This is a genomic window from Marilutibacter penaei, assembly GCF_014145395.1.
Lineage (GTDB): Bacteria > Pseudomonadota > Gammaproteobacteria > Xanthomonadales > Xanthomonadaceae > Marilutibacter > Marilutibacter penaei.
Genome location: NZ_JACHTE010000007.1, coordinates 63,748 through 81,468, shown reverse-complemented (window position 1 = coordinate 81,468; position 17,721 = coordinate 63,748). Strand labels below are relative to the sequence as shown.

Here is a 17,721-nt window from a genome sequence, read left to right as displayed (position 1 = left end):
CCGGGCGACCGCCCCGGCATGACGGAAAAGCCCGCCACCATGGCGGGCTTTCTCGTCAGAACTCGTAGTCCATCTCCGGACTGGCGGGGGCGAGGAAGTGGCCCTGCGCGTAATCGATGCCGGCGCCGAACAGGATGCTCATGCTGGCGGCGTCCTGCACGAACTCCGCGATGGTCTGCTTGCCGGAGGTGCGGGCATTCTCCGCGATCTCGCGGATCTTCGCCTGGTTGTCCGGATTCGACCCGAGGTCCTCCATGAAGGCCCGGTCGAGCTTGATCATCGCGGCGTCGAAGTGGTTGAGGAGCTGGAACGGGTTCAGGCCGCTGCCGAACTGCTCCAGTCCGACCCGCACGCCCAGTTTCGCAACGTCCGCCTGGAAGCCCTGGGCGGCACGCAGGTGGGTGGACACCTTGGATTCCGGCAGCTGGACCACCAGCCGCTTGCCGTCGATGCCGTGGCGGGCCAGCTGCTCGGTGATGTGCTTGACCAGCGTGTCGTCCTGGAGCGACATCTCGGTGATCTTGACCAGCACCGTCGTATCGTGGCCGGCCTTGGCACGCTCTGCGATCACGGCGATCGCGCGCCCGACCACCCAGCGGTCGATCTCCCAGAGCAGGCCGTGTTCCTCCGCGATCTGCAGGAAGGTCATCGGCTGGACCAGTTCGCCGTTCTCGTTGAGCAGGCGCAGGTAGGCTTCGTACATCTCCAACGGCTCCCCGTGCAGGCTTACGAGCGGCTGGTAGTGCATCAGGAAACGGTCGTTGTCGATCGCGTCGCGGATGCGGTCCACCCACGCCTGCACGCGTTCCAGCTCGGCGCGGTCGGCGGCACCGGGATCGAACAGCTCCACCCGGTTGCCCCCCACGCCCATCGCGGACTGGAGGCCCTGGTTGGCCTTGCCGAGGATCGAGGAGACATTGGCGATCTTCTGCCCGATCTGCACGCCGCCGATGGTGACCGTGGCGTTGAGCGAGCGATGCCCGGCCGTCAGCACGGCGTCCGCGAATGCCTTCAGCAGGGACTCGGCCAGCGCCATGGAGGCGGCATGGTCGCTGCCCCGGCGCAGGACGGCGAACTGGTGGTCGCTGAAGCGGGCCACGATGTCGCCTTCGGCCAGGGACGCGCGGAGGCGCTCGGCGCAGGCGGCAAGCAGTTCGTCCGATGCGTCCAGGCCGATGTCCTGCAGCATGCGGTTGTAGTGGTCCGGCTCGATCAGCAGCAGCACCTGCTGGCCGGCGTGTTCGGCCACGTCGGCGACGCTGTCCTCCAGCCGCTTGAGGAACGTCTGGCGGTTGAGCAGGCCGGTGGCCTGGTCGGTCTCCAGCAGGTGGCGCCGTTCCTCGTCGCTCATGCCGGCGTTGAGGTCCTGCTTGCGCAGCACGACCTGCTGGCAGGCTTCGCCCTCGTAGGTCGCGGCGGTGAACTCCATGACCGCCGGGAACGTGTCGCCGTCGAGGTTCTGCGCCGTGAGCTTGTAGCGCTCCGGGGGCGCTTCTCCCTTGGACAGCGCCTTCAGCAGCGCGCGGAACGCGTCCACGTCCTGCGAGGCGACCATGTCCAGCAGGGACATGCCCTCGATCTCGTCGAAGTCCTCGAACCCGAACATCTCGAGGTAGGCCGAGTTGGCCCGGATGTGCATGCCTTCGTGGATGTAGGCGATGGGGTCGCGCGAGGACTCGATCAGGGCATCGCAGCGGCGGTCGGTTTCCCGGACGTGGGCCTCCAGCTTGCGCAGTGCGCGCCGGGCCCTCAGGTCGGTCCATTCGCGGACCAGGCAATCGTGCAGGTGCTCGGGCTGACCTCGCAGGCCGAACCCGCGTGCGCCGGAGGCGGCGTTGGCGACCAGCCGGGCGCTGTCCACGTCGTCATGGAGGACGACCACCGGCAGGTCCTTGCCGCTGGCGTCGACATGCTGCATGAGGGTGTCCAGGGGCACGGTGCGTGCGTCGTGCGCGGCGAGGATCACGTCCCAGGACTGGTTGCCGAGCAGGTCCTGCAGGGCATCCACGTCCTCGGGGCGGCCCGGGCGCACCGCGATGCCACGGTTGCGCAGGCCATTCACGATGGCCTCGGCGTCTTCCACGCTGTCATCCACCACGAGCAGGCGCAGCGGCACGTCTTTGCCAAATTGCATAGTCAGGTACTCCTCCCCATCTCCGTTATGGCATGAAGCGGGCGGCGCGTCCATGCAACCACGGGCGGACTGGGCAGTGTGTCGGGGTTGCGGCCGCGACCGCGTTCACAGCGGACGCTTGCCGGGATCGCCCGCGACTTCGCGCACCAGTCGTGGCACCAGGTAACCGGACAGCCGCGCCGCCACTGCCGCGTGCAGTCGCCGGGCCCGACTGTCGTCCACCTCGAAATGGGCCGCCCCCTGCACGCGGTCCAACTGGTGCAGGTAGTAGGGCAGCACGCCTGCCTCGAAGCCCCGTTCCGACAGGGCGCAGAGCGCGTCGACGGAGTCGTTCACCCCCTTCAGCAGGACCGCCTGGTTCAGCAGGGTGGCTCCGGCCTGGCGCAGGCGGTGCAGGGCCGCGTCCACGCTGGCGTCGAACTCACGGGCGTGGTTGGCGTGCAGGACCACGGTCACCGGCCACGGAAGTGCGGCCAGCCATTCGACCAGGGCGTCGTCGACGCGCTCCGGCAACACCACCGGCAAGCGCGTGTGGACGCGCAGCCTCCGCAGGTGGGGGATGGCGGCCAGGGCCCCGGTCAGCTCGGCGAGCTTGTGGGTGGCGAGCGACCAGGGGTCGCCGCCCGACAGGATGACCTCGTCGATCGAGGTGTCGTCCCGGACCAGCGCGACGGTGCGTTGCCACCCGGCGGCCGCGGCGGCCTCTTCGGCGTACGGGAAATGACGCCGGAAGCAATAGCGGCAGTTGATGGCGCAGCTGCCCGTCGCGACCAGCAGGGCGCGGCCGCGGTACTTGCGGATGACCCCGTCGCCCGCCTTGGCGGCCGCGTCGCCCACCGCGTCCAGGCTGAAGCCCGGCATGGGCCGCATTTCGGCATCCAGCGGCAGGACTTGCCGCAATAGCGGATCGTCGGGGTCGCCGGGTCGCATGCGGGCGACGAAGCCCCGCGGTACCCGCAATGAAAACTGCCGTGCCGCCTCCGCCGAGGTCCCTGCCAGTGCCGGGTCCAGTCCGAGCAGGGCGAGCAGCTCGGCCGGGTCGCGCACCGCGTCGCGCCAGAGCGCCTGCCAGCGCGGGGCTGGAGCAGGGGCGGGCGGCTGCAAGGGAAGCGGGGCTGCGGGTATCATGTACGACTGTTTCGAGCGGGGCGGCCGGTGGGTCGCGCGGCCCGACATTCTACCGCCAGCCCGTGACCGGGCGGCGACTGTCATCCAATTGCATCGCAGGAGTTCCGCAATGGCCAGCTATGGCATGAACGACGTCAAGAACGGGATGAAGATCCTCGTCAACAACGAGCCGTGCATCATCACCGACACCGAGTACGTCAAGCCGGGCAAGGGCCAGGCCTTCACCCGCGTGAAGTACCGCTTCATCAAGTCCGGGCGGGTGGTCGAGCTGACCATGAAGGCCACCGATTCGCTGGAGGCCGCCGACGTCGTCGACACCGACATGCAGTTCCTCTATTCGGATGGCGAGTACTGGCATTTCATGAACCCGGAGAACTTCGAGCAGGTGCAGGCCGACGAGGCCGGCATCGGCGATGCGCGCAAGTTCCTCAAGGGCGAGGAGGAGTGCGTGGTCACGCTGTGGAACGGCACCCCGATCGCGGTCCAGCCGCCGAACTTCGTCGAGCTGAAGATCACCGAGACCGATCCGGGCGTGCGCGGCGACACCTCCGGCGGCGGCGGCAAGCCGGCGACGCTGGAGACCGGCGCCGTGGTGCGCGTGCCGCTGTTCGTGAACCAGGACGAGATCGTCAAGGTCGATACGCGCTCCGGCGAGTATGTCGGCCGCGTCAAGTAACCCGTTCGGAGACGGCATGACGACCGGAGCCGGCCCCACGCCCTGCGACCTGCTGATCGAGGCCGGCTGGGTGGTGCCGGTCGTCCCGCACGGCGTGGTGCTGGAAGACCATGCCGTGGCGGTTCGCGACGGCGCCATCGTCGCGGTGCTGCCGGTCCGCGAGGCGCGCGAGCGTTTCACCGCCGGTGAGGTGGTGTCGCGGCCGCGTTCCGCGCTGATCCCCGGCCTGGTGAACGCCCACACGCACAACCCGATGACCCTGATGCGCGGGGTTGCCGACGACCTGCCGCTGATGGAGTGGCTGCAGGGCCATATCTGGCCGGTCGAGGGCGCGGTGATCGGTCCGGAGTTCGTCGCCGACGGCATCGCCCTGTCGGTGGCGGAAATGCTCCGGGGCGGCACCACCTGTGCCAACGAGAATTACTTCTTCCCGGACGTCCAGGCGGCGGTCTACAAGAAGCTGGGCTTCCGCGCCCGGGTCGGCCTGCCCGTCATCGACTTCCCGACGGCCTGGGCCCAGTCCGACGACGAGTACTTCGACCGCGCAATCGAAGTGCACGACCAGTGGCGCGACGACCCGTTCATCGCCACCGCCTTCGTGCCGCATGCACCGTACACGGTGTCGGACGCGAGCTTCGAGCGCATCCGCATGCTGTCCGACCAGTTGGACATGCCGGTCCACCTGCACACGCACGAGACGCAGCATGAGGTCGACGAGTCGCGGAAGATCCACGGCCAGCGCCCGCTCGCGCGCCTGGACCGGTTGGGGCTGGTCAACGATCGCCTGGTGGCGGTGCACATGACGGCGCTCGACGATGCCGAGATCGCCCAGTGCGCCGAGCGCGGCGTCACCGTCGTGCATTGCCCCGAGTCCAACCTCAAGCTGGCCTCGGGCTTCTGCCCGGTCGGCAAGCTGGAGAAGGCGGGCGTCACCCTTGCGATCGGGACCGACGGCTGCGCCAGCAACAATGACCTCGACATGTTCGGGGAGACGCGCACCGCGGCGCAGCTGGCGAAGGCGGTCGCGGGCGACGCGGCGGCATTCAGCGCCGCCAGCGCCCTGCGCGCGGCAACCCTGGGTGGTGCGAGGGCAGTCGGCTTCGAGGACCGTATCGGCTCCATCGAGCCGGGCAAGCGCGCCGACCTGGCCTGCGTGGACCTCGACCGGCTCGAAACGCAGCCGCTCCACCACGTCATCTCGCAACTGGTCTATGCCTGCGGGCGCCACCAGGTCACCGACGTGTGGATCGACGGCGCCCACAAGCTGCGCTCCGGCGAGCTGGCCGATCTCGAGCCCGCCGCCCTGGTCGCCAACGCGCGCGAGTGGCGCGCCCGCATCGCCCGGATAAGGATCGACTGATGGACACCGTCGCCGAGGACCGCAACTTCAGCCAGGCCGAGCTCGACAAGTTCGGAGCGCTGGCCAATCGCTGGTGGGATCCGCAGGGGCCGCAGAAGGCCTTGCATGCACTGAACCCGGCGCGGCTCGGTTATGTGTCCGCACGCGTCGAGCTCTCCGGTGCGACGGCACTCGACGTCGGCTGCGGCGGTGGGCTGCTGAGCGAGGCGCTGGCGCGCGCAGGGGCGGACGTCACCGCGCTCGACCTGGCGCCCGAACTGGTCAAGGTGGCCCGGCTGCATGGCCTGGAGAGCGGGGTCAAGGTGGACTATCGCCTGCAGCCGGTCGAATCGCTCGCGGCCGAGCGTCCGGCGAGTTTCGATGTCGTGACCTGCATGGAAATGCTGGAACACGTTCCCGATCCGGGCGCCATCATCCGCGCCTGCGCGATGGCGCTGAAGCCCGGTGGGCGACTGTTCCTGTCGACCCTCAACCGGACCCCGGCGGCGTTCGCGCTGGCGATCATCGGGGCCGAGTACGTCGCGCGCCTGCTGCCGAAGGGGACGCACCAGTACCGAGACTTCATCAGGCCCTCCGAGCTGGCCGCATGGTTGCGGCAGGCGGGCCTGCAGCTCGAGGATGTCAGCGGGCTGGCCTACGAGCCTTGGCGGAACGCGGCGCGACTCGTGGGCCGGACCGACGTGAACTACCTGGCCTGCGCGCGCAAGCCGGGATGAGCAGGATCGACACGGTGGCGGCGTTTCCCGCGGCGGTGCTGTTCGACCTGGACGGCACGCTGGCGGACAGCGCGCACGATCTGCTGGCCGCGGTCAACGAAGTGCGTGCCGCGCGGGGACGGCTGGCCATGCCGCTGGAGGCGTTCCGGCCGAGCGTGTCGAGGGGCGCCCGGGCGATGCTGCTGGCCGCCTTTCCCGACGTGGGGGACACCGAGCGCGAGTCTTGGGTGCCTGAGCTGCTGGACAGTTACCAGCGCCACCTCGGACGGCATGAGGGCGTGTTCGACGGCATCGAGCCCGTGCTTCGCGCACTGGAAGACGCGGGCACCCGCTGGGGCATCGTCACCAACAAGCCCGAGTACCTGGCGCGTGCGCTGCTGCCCCATCTGGGTTGGGAAACGCGCTGCGCCGTCCTGATCGGCGGCGATACGCTGCCGACGCGCAAACCCGACCCCTTGCCCCTCACCACGGCCGCGGACAGGCTGGGGATCGCCCCGGCCGACTGTGTCTACGTGGGGGATGATCGCCGCGACATCGACGCCGCGCGCGCCGCCGGCATGCGCTCCATCGTCGCCTTGTGGGGCTATCGCCTTCCGGGCGACGAACCGGCCGATTGGGGTGGGGACGTGATGGTCGAGTGTCCCGCCGACCTGCTCGATCCCCGTGCGTGGCCCATGGCGCGCGTTCCATGAGCGAACCGCAGCCCTTCGATACCGCCCAGGCCGAGCTGGACAGCTTCCTCGCCAAATGGCGCGCTCGCTGGCCGGAATGGGCGGTGGTGGAGATTTTCGTACCCGCAGGACAACGCGCCGTGGCACTGGCCTGGGCGGCCCTGCTGCAGGAACTGACCGAGGCGGCCTGGGGCGGCCAGGACGCGCGTCCGGGAGAGGCCAAGCTGGCCTGGTGGGCCGAGGAACTGCAGGGCTGGTCCGCCGGGCGCCGTCGACATCCGCTTGGGCGCGCGCTCCAGCGGGAGGCGGCTCCCTGGAACGCCCTGGCGCTTCAGCTTCCGGTGTTGCGGGCGGCGCGCGAGCGACCGGCCGACACCGCGGATGCCTATGCCCGGCTGGCGCCGTTTACCGCCGCGGCGGCGGCGATCGAAGCGGCGTTGTTCAGCGCGGGCGCCCCGGACCCGGCGGCACCGGACGCGATCGGTGCGACCTTGCTCCATGCGCGCTTCTTCCACGCGGACGACGCCCATGTCCCGCGTGCGGTACTCGTTCGCGCGGGGGAAGGCGAGCCGTTGCGCATCTGGGCCCACCAGTTGCGCCTGCGCTGGCCGACCGGCCGTCCCACCGGCATTCCCCGCCGCCTTTGGTCGCGCCTGGCCCGGGCCCGGTTGCGGCGAGGCGACCCGGCCCGCCCACTCTCGCCGTGGGTCGCACTCTGGGTGGGCTGGCGCGCGGCGCGCGGCGCGCGGCGCAACTGACTGTTCCGTCCCCGTTCCACGGCCCGGGGACGGGGTCGGTAGAATGGGCGCCGGCCGCCGGGGTTTGACCTGGGCGGATCGCATCCCCATTTCCAGACGATGACCATGTCCCGCAAGAACGTACGTACCCTGCCCGACGTCGCCCACGAGGCCGCCGCCGCCGCGCGTGCGCTCGACTGGGTGGGGATGTCCAACATCGCGCTTCCGCTCCGGGTAGCCACCCCGGGGGGCGAGCCGGTGCAGGTGGCGGCGTCGGTGGACGTGGGCGTGGACCTGCTGGACGCCGAGGCGCGGGGCATCCACATGTCGCGCCTGTACCTGCACCTGCAGGATGCCTTCGCGAGCGAAACGGTGACACCGGCCGGTCTTCGCCGGGTGCTGCAGTCGCTGGTCGACTCGCAGAAGGGCCTCGCCGGCGCGGCGCGGCTGGTGGTGCGTTACGACCAGATGTTGTTGCGTCCGGCGCTGGCCAGCGGAAATGCGGGGTGGAAGCGTTATCCGGTGGAGATCGACGCGCGCCTGGAACACGGCCACCTCCGGCTCGCACTGGCCTTTTCGGTCGAGTATTCCAGCACCTGTCCGGCATCCGCCGCGCTTTCCCGCCAACTCAACGCGGAGCGCTTCAGCGCCGACTTCGCCGATGCGCGGCCGATCTCGGTCGGGGTGGTGGGAGACTGGCTCGCATCGGACCGCGGACTGGCGGCCACGCCGCATGCCCAGCGCAGCCGCGCGTCCGTGCGGGTTCAGCTGCGGACCCAGTTCGAAGAGCTGCCGCTGGGCAGCCTGATCGAGGCACTCGAAGCGGTCCTGGGCACGCCGGTACAGACGGCGGTCAAGCGTGAGGACGAACAGGCGTTCGCCGCGCTCAACGCCGCCAACCTCATGTTCTGCGAGGACGCGGCCCGCCGCGTGGCTTCGGTGCTGGCGGCGGATCCGCACGTGGAGCGTTTCGACGCTGAAGTCGAGCACTACGAGAGCCTCCACCCGCATGACGCGGTGGCGCGGGTGAGCGGCCACGGTCCGGAACCGGTGTGATGCGCCAGCCCGGGACTTGACCTGGGTCACACTTTGAGCGCTATCCTTTGGGCGTCGCGTCTGCGACGAACAGGGGACAGCATTGCCAAGGCGCCTCGCGCTCCTGCCGCTTCTCGTCGGCTGCCTGGTCGCCGTGCTGTTTTCCGCACGGGTGCTGGCGGAGGCGGGTCCGGTGGTGGGGGATGCGGACCGCACGGAGCTTCTGGAAGTGGGCCGCCTGGCGGAGGATGCGGTGCCGGCACGCGTGGTGTCCGGTGGGCTGGACGCGGCCTTCGTTCCTTATCGTGACCCCAAGGGCGTCGCGCTCACCGAAACCCGGGCCGGCGTGGCCTGGTGGCGGGTCACGGCGCGACGCGACATTGCCGCCGATGCGGTGCCGCACCTGGTACTGGCGTTTCCGGGCCTGAACCGCGTCGACGCCTACCGGCCCGGCGTGCGGCAGGGGCACCGGCTGGCGGTTGCCGGTCTGCATGCCGATCCCAGCCACTCCGCCCGCGCCCTGTTCGTGATCCTGCCGGAGGGGCTGGACGCCGGCGAATCCGTCTACCTTCGCCTGTCCACGTTGGCCCCCATGCGCATCCCGGTGGGGGTCGAGTCCCTGGCCACGGCCCACCGGAAGGACCTGGCCTACGTGGGCTGGCGGGTGGGGGTGATGGCGATGACCCTGCTGCTTGCGGTGCTGGTGGTGGGCTTCTGGGTCGCGGTCCGGGAGCCAAGCTATCTGTACCTCATGCTCGCGCTGTGCACGCAGATGCTCTACGTGGCGACGATAGGCGGCGATCTCCGCCTGTTCCCGGATCTCGCGGAGTTCCTGGGCCGTGACATCCGCTGGAGCCGTCTGTTCGGGCTGGTGGCATTGATCGCCAGCAACAGCTTCATGGCGTACTACCTCGACCTCCGCCATCGCTACCCCGGCATCCATCGGGCCCTGCTCGCGTGCAGCCTGTCCGCCTTGGGCCTGATCGGCATGGGGATCGCGTCGGGCAGCGCGCTCATCGCCACCGTCGGCAACGGGGTGGTCATGGCCTCGTTGCTGGTGGTCGCGTTTGCCCTGTTCCGTTCGGCCCAGGCGCGCACGCCGGGTACCGGCCTGCGGGTGCTGGCCCTGTCGCCCGCCGCAGTGGTGGTGATGATGCGTCTGCTGGACCGGCTGGGGGCCTGGAGCGCGCCGGAGTGGCTGTCGTATGCCTATCCGGCCGGGTTCCTGGCCACGGGCCTGATCGTCACGATCAGCCTGGTGGGCACGATGAAACAACTTCGCCGCGACCGCGACCACGCCAGTCGAATGGCCTCGCAGGACGCCCTGACGGGTGCCAGTTCCCGTCCCGTGATCGAGCGCCAGCTCGCCGAATGGGTCGCCGACGCGCACAAGAGCGGCGTGCCGCTGTCGCTGGTGTTCTTCGACGTCGACCACTTCAAGCACATCAACGACGCCCACGGCCATCGGGTGGGAGACGAGTGCCTGAAGCTGGTCGCGATGCGGACCGGCAACCGCCTGCGGCCCTATGACGTGCTGGGCCGCTACGGCGGGGACGAGATGGTGGTGATCCTGCCGCAGACGCCGCTGGACGAGGCGGTGGGGGTCGCCGAAAACCTGCGCTCGGCGGTCAACAGCCGTCCCGTCACGATCGACGGCCTCTCGCTGGACATCACCCTCAGCCTGGGGGTGGCGCAACTGGTGCCGGGGGAAAGTGCCGAGGACCTGGTGGAGCGGGCCGATGCGGCGCTGTACGCGAGCAAGTCGCAGGGCCGCGACCGGGTGACCGCGCAGGTCAGGCGCATCCTGCAGCGGGCCTGAGCGCAGGCGGGGTCAGGGGGTCGCTGCGCCGCTGCTTTCCAGCACCAGCAGCGGATCGACCCGGGTATCGAACCAGTTCATCCCCCAATGGAGGTGCGGCCCCGTGGCCCGTCCCGTGGCGCCCACCGCACCGATGACCTCGCCCTGCCGGACCCGGTCGCCCACCTTCACGTCCAGTCGCGACAGGTGCAGGAAGTTGGAGCTGACGCCGTGCCCGTGGTCGAGGAGCAGCGTGCCGCCGGTGAGGTACATGTCGGGGTTGGCGTAGCTGACCACGCCGTCCGCGGGGGCCTTGACCGGGGTCCCGTTTGCGGCGGTGATGTCCATCCCCGAATGGGGCGACTTCGGGGTTCCGTTGTAGATCCGCTGGTTGCCGAACCGGCCGCTGATGCGACCCTGCACGGGCCAGATGAACGGCTGGCTGAAACCGCTTCGTTCGTCGTCGCGTGTACGTGCGCGCGTCACCTCGGCCTGCTCGCGGGCGATGCGCTCGGCGATCGCTTTCGGGGGATCCACCGTCGCGGCCGGGACGCCGTCGACGCGTTCGATCGGCCAGTCGCGTGGCGTCACCGCGATCTCGATGACCTCGGTCGCCTGGCCGGGTGTCGTCACTTCGACCCGAGCGGGGCCGGCGGCATCGCGTCCAATACCGAATGCGAAGCGGCCCTCGGGGGATACGCGCAGGGTTCGGCCGTCGTGGCGGACGCTTGCGTCGGGATCGGCCAGGCCGACGACGAGCGAACCCTGCTGCACGGAGGTGGGCAGGAAGGTCGGCAGCGCCGCGCCGGCCGGCATCGCCGCCAGCCAGGAAACGGCGATAACCACCAGACCCCGCCACCCACGCATGCTCGGCGGACGAGGCCCCACCGCTGTCCGTTCCATGCGCCGCTTGCCGATCCGGAGCCCGCCTTTGTATCCGCGCCTTTCCTTCATCCGCCGGGCATGGACGGTCAGGGTTCTGGGGGAGGAGGCGGGCATCGGCACGGGTCGTCGTCCTGGGAAGGGGTGGCCGCGAGCGGAACAGGGTCGTATCCGCCCGGGTTGAGGGGGTGGCAGCGACCGAGCCGGCGCGCCGCGAGCCAGCCGCCCTTCAGCGTGCCGAAGCGTCCGATCGCCTCCATTGCATACTCGGAACAGCTCGGATGGAACCGGCAGCGGGGTCCGAGCAGTGGGCTGATCCACCGCTTGTAGAAGCGCAGCAGGGCGATGAGGAGGCGGTCGATCACGTTCTGGCCGCAGGGCGTGCGGTTGCCGCGGTAGGCCGTCGCAGGGTATAACAGCCCGCTTTCCCGTCACAAGGGAACCCGAACAGGATACGTCGCCCGTGGCAGTGAAGAAGAAAACCGCGAAGGCCGCGAAGGCCGCCAAGAAGACCGTGAAACCCAAAGCCGCCAAGGCGGTGAAGGCCGGCGCCGGCAAGGCGCCGGCGAAGAAGGCCACCAAGGCACCGGCGAAGAAGGCGCCCGCTTCCAAGGCGGTCGCGAAGAAGGCCCCGGCGAAGAAGACCGCTGCCAAGTCCGCCTCGGCGAGCGGTTCGGCGAAGAAGGCCACGGCGGCCAAGGCGCCGGCGAAGAAGGCGATCGCGAAGAAAGCCCCGGTCAGGAAGGCTCCGGTCGCGAAGAAGGCCGCGCCTGCCAAGGCTGCGAGCCGCAAGACGCCCGCGGCCAAGGCACCGGCCCGTTCGGCGACGGGGACGAAAAAGCCCGCTTCGACGGCCGCCGCCAAGAAACCAGCACCCAAGAAGACGGCCACCGCGCCGTCCCGTACCGGCGTGGTCAAGAAGCCCGCCGCGCGCCCCGCGACCCGCACCGCCCCAGCGCCCGCTCCCAAGCGTGCCGTGGGCAAGGTGGCGGTCGCCGTGAAGGCACGCACGCCGGCTCCCGCCCCCAGAACACAGTACAAAGTCGTGAAATACAAAACAGATGAAAGCGGCCGTCCGGTCCTGCCGGCCGGCTACAAGCCCAGCGCGGACGAGGAGTACATGAGCCTCCTCCAGTTGGAGTACTTCCGCCAGAAGCTGCTGGATCGCCGGCAGGAGCTGGTCGAGGAATCCAAGCAGACGATCGAGAACCTCAAGGAAGAAGTGCGCGACGTCGGAGACGAGGCGGAACGCGCCAGTCGGGAGACCGAGAACGCGCTCGAACTGCGTACGCGTGACCGTTACCGCAAGCTGATCAGCAAGATCGACAGCACGCTGAAGCGCGTCGACAGTGGCGACTACGGCTTCTGCGTCGATACGGGCGAGGAGATCGGCCTGGATCGCCTCGAAGCCCGTCCACAGGCGGAGCGCACCATCGACGCCCAGGAGCGTTGGGAGCACCTGCAGAAGCAGATGGGCGACTGACGTTCAGCGGTAGGGACCGTCCGGTCCGTGCATGCCCCGGAAGCCCCGCCAACGCGGGGCTTCTTCGTCTCCACCTCGACAGGGCACGGTGGTTGGCTCAGCCCGGCAGGTGCTTCCCGGCCTCGGCGCGTATGAACGCCAGGAGCGATGCCAAGCCGTTGCTTCGGGTCGGCGAAAGGTGCTTGGCCAGGCCGATGTCGGCGATGTAGTCGGCGTCGGTCGCGGCGATCTCCTCCGCGCTGCGGCCCGAATAGACCCGCAGCGCCAGGTAGATCAATCCCGAGACGATCGCGGAGTCGCTGATCGCGTGGAAGTCCAGGCGCGACGCATCGCCCACCGGCACGATCCACACCATCGACTGGCAGCCGTGCAGGCGGTGCTCCTCGGTCTTCCATGCATCCGGGAGCCCAGGCAGCTTGCGGCCGAGGTCGATCAGGTACTGGTAGCGCTCGGACCAGTCGCCGAAGAAGGCGAACTCCTCGCGGATCGCGGCCTGCGCACCGGCCGGTGTCGGCTCCAGCGGGAAGGGTGTCGCGGGCACGTTGCCGTCGCTCACTTGCGGACCCATCGCACCCCCTGTGGCGTGTCCTCGAGCACGATGCCCTCGGCGGCGAGTTCGTCACGGATCGCATCGGCGAGGGCGAAGTCCCGCGCCTGCTTGGCGGCCACCCGCGCATCGACCCGTGCCTGGATGCGGGCGTCGTCCTCGCCCGATGTGCCGCGCGCGAACCAGTCGGCGGGCGCCTGTTGCAGCAATCCGAGGGCCAGGCCGGCACCGAGCAGTTCCGCCTTCAGGCGGGTCTTTTCCGACGCAGCCGCGGCCTTGCGTGCCTCTGCCGCGATTCCGGCCAGGGTGGCCAGGGCCTGCGGTGTATTGAGGTCGTCGTCCAGGGCTGCCTCGATCGTTGCCGGGATGACCGCCGTCGCGGTCACGTCGTCCAGGTCGCGCAGCGTGCCGTAAAGCCGGTCGAGGGTGCGCACACTCTGTTCGATAAGCCCGTCCGACCAGTCCAGCGGGCCCCGGTAGTGCGCCGACAGCAGCGCATAGCGGAGCGCTTCCGGCGGGTGGTCCCGCACGAGGTCGTGGACCCGGGCGATGTTGCCGATGGACTTGGACATCTTGGCGCCGTCGAAGTTGAGCATGCCGTTGTGCAGCCAGAAGCGCGCGAAGGGCTTGCCACCGTGTGCGCATTCGCTCTGCGCCACTTCGTTTTCGTGGTGGGGGAACTGCAGGTCGACACCGCCTGCATGGATGTCGATGGTCTCGCCCAGGTGCGCGGCCGCCATGGCGGAGCATTCGATGTGCCAGCCGGGTCGTCCGCGTCCCCAGGGTGAGTCCCAGCCCGGCAGGTCGTCGGAGGAGGGTTTCCACAGGACGAAGTCGCCCGGCCCCTTCTTGTACGGCGCGACTTCGATGCGCGCGCCCGCGATCATGTCGTCGGGATCGCGGCGGGAGAGCTTCCCGTAGCCCTTGAAGCTTTCCACCGAGAACAGCACGTGCCCTTCGGCAGCATAGGCATGGCCGGCCTCGATCAACTGCCCGATCATCCTGACGATCTGGGGAATGTGCGCGGTCGCGGCGGGTTCCAGGTCGGGAGGTGCCACGCCGAGCGCCGCCATGTCGTCCCGGTAGGCCGCCGTGAAGCGGTCGGTGATCGTACCGATCGGTACGCCCTGTTCGCGTGCCGACGCATTGATCTTGTCGTCGACGTCGGTGATGTTGCGTGCGTAGGCGAGGGCGCCGAAACGGCGGCGAAGGACGTCGGCCAATACCCCGAAGACCACCGGGCCGCGCGCGTTGCCGATGTGCACGTAGTTGTAGACCGTGGGGCCGCACACGTACATCGTGGCGCGGGCCGGATCGGCGGGCGCGAACGGCTCCACGCGGCGTGTCAGGCTGTTGTAGAGGTGCAGGCTCATGGGCTGTCCGTCGGGGCGAGCGGCCATTCTAGCGAGGGTGCGTCCGGGATGCCGCGCGATTCGCGTTGGGGTGGGGCGGTGGCGCAGCGTTCGTGACAGCGGGGATTCACGCCCGTACGGCGACTTCCGCTTACAATTTTTGAACAAGTCCGAAGCCGCGAGCGCGATGACCCCGACCCGCCTGCTGACCTGCCTCCTGCCGATTGCCGCCTTCGCGGCCGCCGCTCCCGCCCAGGACCGGGTCGTCATCCAGGCCGAGAACGTCCGCTATGACTACGCCCAGGTGCTGCGCGTCACGCCCGTGTACCAGACCCTGACGGCGACCCGCACGGAGCAGGAGTGCGACCAGACGCCCCGTCCGGACGAGGAAGCGGATTCGCGCCTGTCGCGCATGGTGGGTGCGGTCAAGGACGTGTTTACCCGGGAAGATCGGGACGACGGGGGCGCCGCGACGGAAACGCCGGGCCCCGGCGCGTGTCGCTCGGTCTCCGTCGAGCGCCAGTTCCAGCGCCCGATCGCGTTCGACGTCGACTACCTCTACAAGGGCGCCAAGTTCCGCTCGCGACTGCCCGAGGATCCTGGCAACCGGTTGCGTATCCGGATCTCGATCACGCCAGTGGTGCCCGGCCAGTGAGCGCTTGCGTCCAGCCCGGGGCCATGCGAGCATTCGCCCCCTGATGAACACGCGCTATGCCGACGCCGAGATCCTGACCTCCGCCTGGATGGCGGCTGGGATGACGTCTCGTGCCCGCCGACCGTACCCGCCACGACTGGTCGGGTAGGCGGTTTCGCCTGTTCCTGCGCCGCCGGCTCCACGGTGGCACATGAAAGCCCGGCCTCGACGCCGGGCTTTTTCGTTTCCGAGGCCCGGTAAACCCACCTGAGCACCCCTGGGTGCGCTGCCTTGGAACCCCTGATGAAGCATTTCCTGAACACCCAGGACTGGTCCCGTCCCGATCTCGACGCGCTGCTGGCGCAGGCCGCGGCGTTCAAGCGCGAGAAGCTGGGCGACCAGTTGAAGGGGCGGTCGATTGCCCTGGTGTTCTTCAATCCCTCGATGCGGACGCGGACCAGTTTCGAGCTGGGCGCCTTCCAGCTCGGCGGCCATGCCATCGTCCTGCAGCCGGGCAAGGACGCGTGGCCGATCGAGTTCAACCTCGGCACGGTGATGGACGGCGATACCGAGGAGCACATCGCCGAGGTGGCGAAGGTGCTGGGCCGCTACGTCGACCTGATCGGCGTGCGCGCCTTCCCGAAGTTCGTCGACTGGGCCTACGACCGCGAGGACATCGTCCTCAAGAGCTTCGCGAAGTACTCGCCGGTGCCGGTGATCAACATGGAAACGATCACCCACCCGTGCCAGGAGCTGGCGCACGTGCTGGCGTTGCAGGAGCATTTCGGCACGACCGATCTGCGCGGAAAGAAGTACGTCCTCACATGGACCTACCATCCCAAGCCGCTCAACACCGCGGTGGCCAATTCGGCGCTCACCATCGCGACCCGCATGGGCATGGGCGTGACCCTGCTGTGCCCCACCCCGGAGTACGTGCTCGACGAGCGCTACATGGGCTGGGCGCGCGACAACGTCGCCGAGTCGGGCGGTTCGCTCGAGGTCAGCCATGACATCGAGAGCGCCTATGCCGGTGCCGACGTCGTCTATGCCAAGAGTTGGGGCGCGCTGCCGTACTTCGGCAACTGGGCGCCCGAGAAGCCGATCCGCGACCAGTACAAGCACTTCATCGTCGACGAGGCCAAGATGGCCCTCACGAACAATGGCGTCTTCTCGCATTGCCTGCCGTTGCGCCGCAACGTCAAGGCGACCGACGCGGTGATGGACTCGCCGAACTGCATCGCCATCAACGAGGCCGAGAACCGCCTGCACGTGCAGAAGGCGATCATGGCCGCGCTGGCCCATCCCTGACGCCGGGCGCAAGCCGGCACTCCCCACTTCCCCACGACTTACCGGAACTCCCCATCCCATGAGCAAGGACATCGTTCTCGCCTTTTCCGGCGGCCTCGACACCAGTTTCTGCGTGCCCTACCTGCAGGAGCGCGGCTGGAACGTCCACACCGTGTTCGCCGATACCGGCGGCGTCGACGCCGAGGAGCGCGAGTTCATCGAGCAGCGCGCCGCCGAGCTGGGCGTCGCGTCCCATGTCACCGTCGACGGCGGCCCGGCGATCTGGTCGGGTTTCGTCAAGCCGTTCGTCTGGGCGGGCGAGGGCTACCAGGGCCAGTACCCGCTGCTGGTGTCCGACCGCTACCTGATCGTCGAGGCTGCGCTCGCGCGCGCCGCCGAGCTGGGTACCCGCGCCATCGCGCACGGTTGCACCGGCATGGGCAACGACCAGGTCCGCTTCGACCTGGCGGTCAAGGCGCTGGGCGACTACGAGATCGTGGCGCCGATCCGCGAGATCCAGAAAGAGCACACCGAGGTGCGCGCCTATGAGCAGGCCTACCTCGAGGAGCGTGGCTTCGGCGTGCGCGCCAAGCAGAAGGCCTACACGATCAACGAGAACCTGCTGGGCGTGACCCTGTCCGGTGGCGAGATCGACCGCTGGCTGGCGCCGGGCGAGGGTGCGCGCGGCTGGTGCAAGCCGCGCGCCGAGTGGCCGGCCGAATCGCTGCAGGTCACGCTCCGCTTCGAAAATGGCGAAGCGGTCGCGCTCGACGGTGAGCCGATGGCGGGCCACCTCATGCTGGCGAAGCTCAACGGGCTGTTCGCGCAGTACGGCGTGGGCCGCGGCATGTACACCGGCGACACCACGATCGGCCTGAAGGGGCGCATCGTGTACGAAGCGCCGGGCCTTTTTGCACTGCTTACGGCGCATCGCGCGCTCGAGGAAGCGGTGCTGAGCAAGCAGCAGAACCGGTTCAAGCCGGACGTGGCCCGCAAGTGGGTCGAGCTGGTCTACGAAGGCTTCTTCCATGACCCGCTGAAGACCGACCTCGAAGCCTTCCTGGCGTCGAGCCAGTCCACCGTCAACGGCGAGGTCACGCTGGAGACCAGCGGTGGCGTCGTCAACGCGGTCGCGGTGGCGTCGCCGCACATCCTCAACGCCAAGGGCGCGACCTACGCGCAGGCGGCCGACTGGGGCGTCGCCGAGGCCGAGGGCTTCATCAAGCTGTTCGGCATGAGCAGCACCCTGTGGGCCGAGATCAACCGGAGCGGCGACTGAGG

17 protein-coding genes are annotated in these 17,721 nt (G+C 69.2%); 11 read left to right on the top strand and 6 right to left on the bottom strand.

The window, feature by feature from the left end; all coding sequences use genetic code 11:
- Positions 1 to 55: 55 nt before the first annotated feature.
- Both H4F99_RS10735 and epmB read right to left on the bottom strand, forming a co-directional pair.
- Positions 56 to 2,134: an EAL domain-containing response regulator gene (locus H4F99_RS10735; RefSeq protein WP_182669751.1), complete on the bottom strand. Its 2,079-nt coding sequence runs from the start codon at positions 2,132 to 2,134 to the stop codon at positions 56 to 58.
- 105 nt (positions 2,135 to 2,239) lie between these two features.
- Entirely contained in the window at positions 2,240 to 3,262 is a 1,023-nt protein-coding gene (gene epmB, locus H4F99_RS10730) for an EF-P beta-lysylation protein EpmB (protein ID WP_182669750.1), read from the bottom strand.
- Between the two features lie 109 nt (positions 3,263 to 3,371).
- Between epmB and efp the strand changes: the two genes are divergently transcribed.
- The 7 genes from efp (at position 3,372) to H4F99_RS10695 (ending at position 10,276) form a co-directional block, all read left to right on the top strand.
- The gene (efp, locus tag H4F99_RS10725; RefSeq protein ID WP_182669749.1) at positions 3,372 to 3,938 is read left to right on the top strand and encodes an elongation factor P; all 567 of its coding nucleotides are present in this window, start codon (positions 3,372 to 3,374) and stop codon (positions 3,936 to 3,938) included.
- Between the two features lie 16 nt (positions 3,939 to 3,954).
- Complete coding sequence (locus H4F99_RS10720; RefSeq protein ID WP_182669748.1) at positions 3,955 to 5,298, top strand: TRZ/ATZ family hydrolase; 1,344 nt, start codon at positions 3,955 to 3,957, stop codon at positions 5,296 to 5,298.
- Positions 5,298 to 6,014 (top strand): bifunctional 2-polyprenyl-6-hydroxyphenol methylase/3-demethylubiquinol 3-O-methyltransferase UbiG, encoded by a 717-nt coding sequence (ubiG, locus tag H4F99_RS10715; protein WP_182669747.1) that lies wholly within the window; start codon positions 5,298 to 5,300, stop codon positions 6,012 to 6,014. The genes H4F99_RS10720 and ubiG overlap by 1 nt, the downstream gene beginning before the upstream one ends.
- A complete protein-coding gene (gph, locus tag H4F99_RS10710; RefSeq protein ID WP_182669746.1) occupies positions 6,011 to 6,706 on the top strand; it encodes a phosphoglycolate phosphatase in 696 nt (231 codons plus the stop codon). The genes ubiG and gph overlap by 4 nt, the downstream gene beginning before the upstream one ends.
- Positions 6,703 to 7,443 (top strand): phytoene/squalene synthase family protein, encoded by a 741-nt coding sequence (locus H4F99_RS10705; RefSeq protein ID WP_182669745.1) that lies wholly within the window; start codon positions 6,703 to 6,705, stop codon positions 7,441 to 7,443. The genes gph and H4F99_RS10705 overlap by 4 nt, the downstream gene beginning before the upstream one ends.
- Before the next feature lie 105 nt (positions 7,444 to 7,548).
- Complete coding sequence (gene folE2, locus H4F99_RS10700) at positions 7,549 to 8,478, top strand: GTP cyclohydrolase FolE2 (RefSeq protein WP_220481137.1); 930 nt, start codon at positions 7,549 to 7,551, stop codon at positions 8,476 to 8,478.
- Between the two features lie 82 nt (positions 8,479 to 8,560).
- The gene (locus H4F99_RS10695) at positions 8,561 to 10,276 is read left to right on the top strand and encodes a GGDEF domain-containing protein (protein ID WP_182669743.1); all 1,716 of its coding nucleotides are present in this window, start codon (positions 8,561 to 8,563) and stop codon (positions 10,274 to 10,276) included.
- 12 nt (positions 10,277 to 10,288) lie between these two features.
- Here the strand turns inward: H4F99_RS10695 and H4F99_RS10690 are convergent, their stop codons facing one another.
- Together H4F99_RS10690 and yidD are read right to left on the bottom strand one after the other, a co-directional pair.
- Positions 10,289 to 11,122 carry a M23 family metallopeptidase gene (locus H4F99_RS10690; protein ID WP_182669742.1) on the bottom strand — a complete coding sequence of 278 codons (834 nt, stop codon included), beginning with the start codon at positions 11,120 to 11,122 and terminating at the stop codon, positions 10,289 to 10,291.
- 104 nt (positions 11,123 to 11,226) lie between these two features.
- A complete protein-coding gene (gene yidD / locus H4F99_RS10685; RefSeq protein WP_343064195.1) occupies positions 11,227 to 11,502 on the bottom strand; it encodes a membrane protein insertion efficiency factor YidD in 276 nt (91 codons plus the stop codon).
- Between the two features lie 98 nt (positions 11,503 to 11,600).
- On the opposite strand from yidD, the gene dksA reads away from it, so the two are divergent.
- Positions 11,601 to 12,620, top strand: a complete 1,020-nt coding sequence (dksA, locus tag H4F99_RS10680; protein ID WP_182669741.1) for an RNA polymerase-binding protein DksA — start codon at positions 11,601 to 11,603, stop codon at positions 12,618 to 12,620.
- Positions 12,621 to 12,717: 97 nt separating this feature from the next.
- Here dksA and H4F99_RS10675 read toward each other — a convergent pair whose 3' ends face one another.
- Together H4F99_RS10675 and cysS are read right to left on the bottom strand one after the other, a co-directional pair.
- Entirely contained in the window at positions 12,718 to 13,161 is a 444-nt protein-coding gene (locus H4F99_RS10675; RefSeq protein WP_182669877.1) for a SufE family protein, read from the bottom strand.
- A gap of 11 nt (positions 13,162 to 13,172) precedes the next feature.
- Positions 13,173 to 14,540: a cysteine--tRNA ligase gene (gene cysS, locus H4F99_RS10670; RefSeq protein WP_182669740.1), complete on the bottom strand. Its 1,368-nt coding sequence runs from the start codon at positions 14,538 to 14,540 to the stop codon at positions 13,173 to 13,175.
- 166 nt (positions 14,541 to 14,706) lie between these two features.
- On the opposite strand from cysS, the gene H4F99_RS10665 reads away from it, so the two are divergent.
- From H4F99_RS10665 to H4F99_RS10655, 3 genes are all read left to right on the top strand, one after another.
- The gene (locus tag H4F99_RS10665) at positions 14,707 to 15,174 is read left to right on the top strand and encodes a hypothetical protein (RefSeq protein ID WP_182669739.1); all 468 of its coding nucleotides are present in this window, start codon (positions 14,707 to 14,709) and stop codon (positions 15,172 to 15,174) included.
- 282 nt (positions 15,175 to 15,456) lie between these two features.
- A complete protein-coding gene (locus H4F99_RS10660; protein ID WP_182669738.1) occupies positions 15,457 to 16,461 on the top strand; it encodes an N-acetylornithine carbamoyltransferase in 1,005 nt (334 codons plus the stop codon).
- 58 nt (positions 16,462 to 16,519) lie between these two features.
- A complete protein-coding gene (locus tag H4F99_RS10655; protein WP_182669737.1) occupies positions 16,520 to 17,719 on the top strand; it encodes an argininosuccinate synthase in 1,200 nt (399 codons plus the stop codon).
- Positions 17,720 to 17,721 lie beyond the last annotated feature (2 nt).

Bases quoted from the DNA above. Each gene is read 5' to 3' on its own strand.
- H4F99_RS10735 (WP_182669751.1), bottom strand. From the start codon at position 2,134: ATGCAATTTGGCAAAGACGTGCCGCTGCGCCTGCTCGTGGTGGATGAC.
- H4F99_RS10705 (WP_182669745.1), top strand. From the start codon at position 6,703: ATGAGCGAACCGCAGCCCTTCGATACCGCCCAGGCCGAGCTGGACAGC.
- H4F99_RS10655 (WP_182669737.1), top strand. From the start codon at position 16,520: ATGAGCAAGGACATCGTTCTCGCCTTTTCCGGCGGCCTCGACACCAGT.
- H4F99_RS10720 (WP_182669748.1), top strand. From the start codon at position 3,955: ATGACGACCGGAGCCGGCCCCACGCCCTGCGACCTGCTGATCGAGGCC.
- cysS (WP_182669740.1), bottom strand. From the start codon at position 14,540: ATGAGCCTGCACCTCTACAACAGCCTGACACGCCGCGTGGAGCCGTTC.
- gph (WP_182669746.1), top strand. From the start codon at position 6,011: ATGAGCAGGATCGACACGGTGGCGGCGTTTCCCGCGGCGGTGCTGTTC.
- ubiG (WP_182669747.1), top strand. From the start codon at position 5,298: ATGGACACCGTCGCCGAGGACCGCAACTTCAGCCAGGCCGAGCTCGAC.
- folE2 (WP_220481137.1), top strand. From the start codon at position 7,549: ATGTCCCGCAAGAACGTACGTACCCTGCCCGACGTCGCCCACGAGGCC.
- H4F99_RS10665 (WP_182669739.1), top strand. From the start codon at position 14,707: ATGACCCCGACCCGCCTGCTGACCTGCCTCCTGCCGATTGCCGCCTTC.
- epmB (WP_182669750.1), bottom strand. From the start codon at position 3,262: ATGATACCCGCAGCCCCGCTTCCCTTGCAGCCGCCCGCCCCTGCTCCA.
- H4F99_RS10660 (WP_182669738.1), top strand. From the start codon at position 15,457: ATGAAGCATTTCCTGAACACCCAGGACTGGTCCCGTCCCGATCTCGAC.
- efp (WP_182669749.1), top strand. From the start codon at position 3,372: ATGGCCAGCTATGGCATGAACGACGTCAAGAACGGGATGAAGATCCTC.
- H4F99_RS10690 (WP_182669742.1), bottom strand. From the start codon at position 11,122: ATGCGTGGGTGGCGGGGTCTGGTGGTTATCGCCGTTTCCTGGCTGGCG.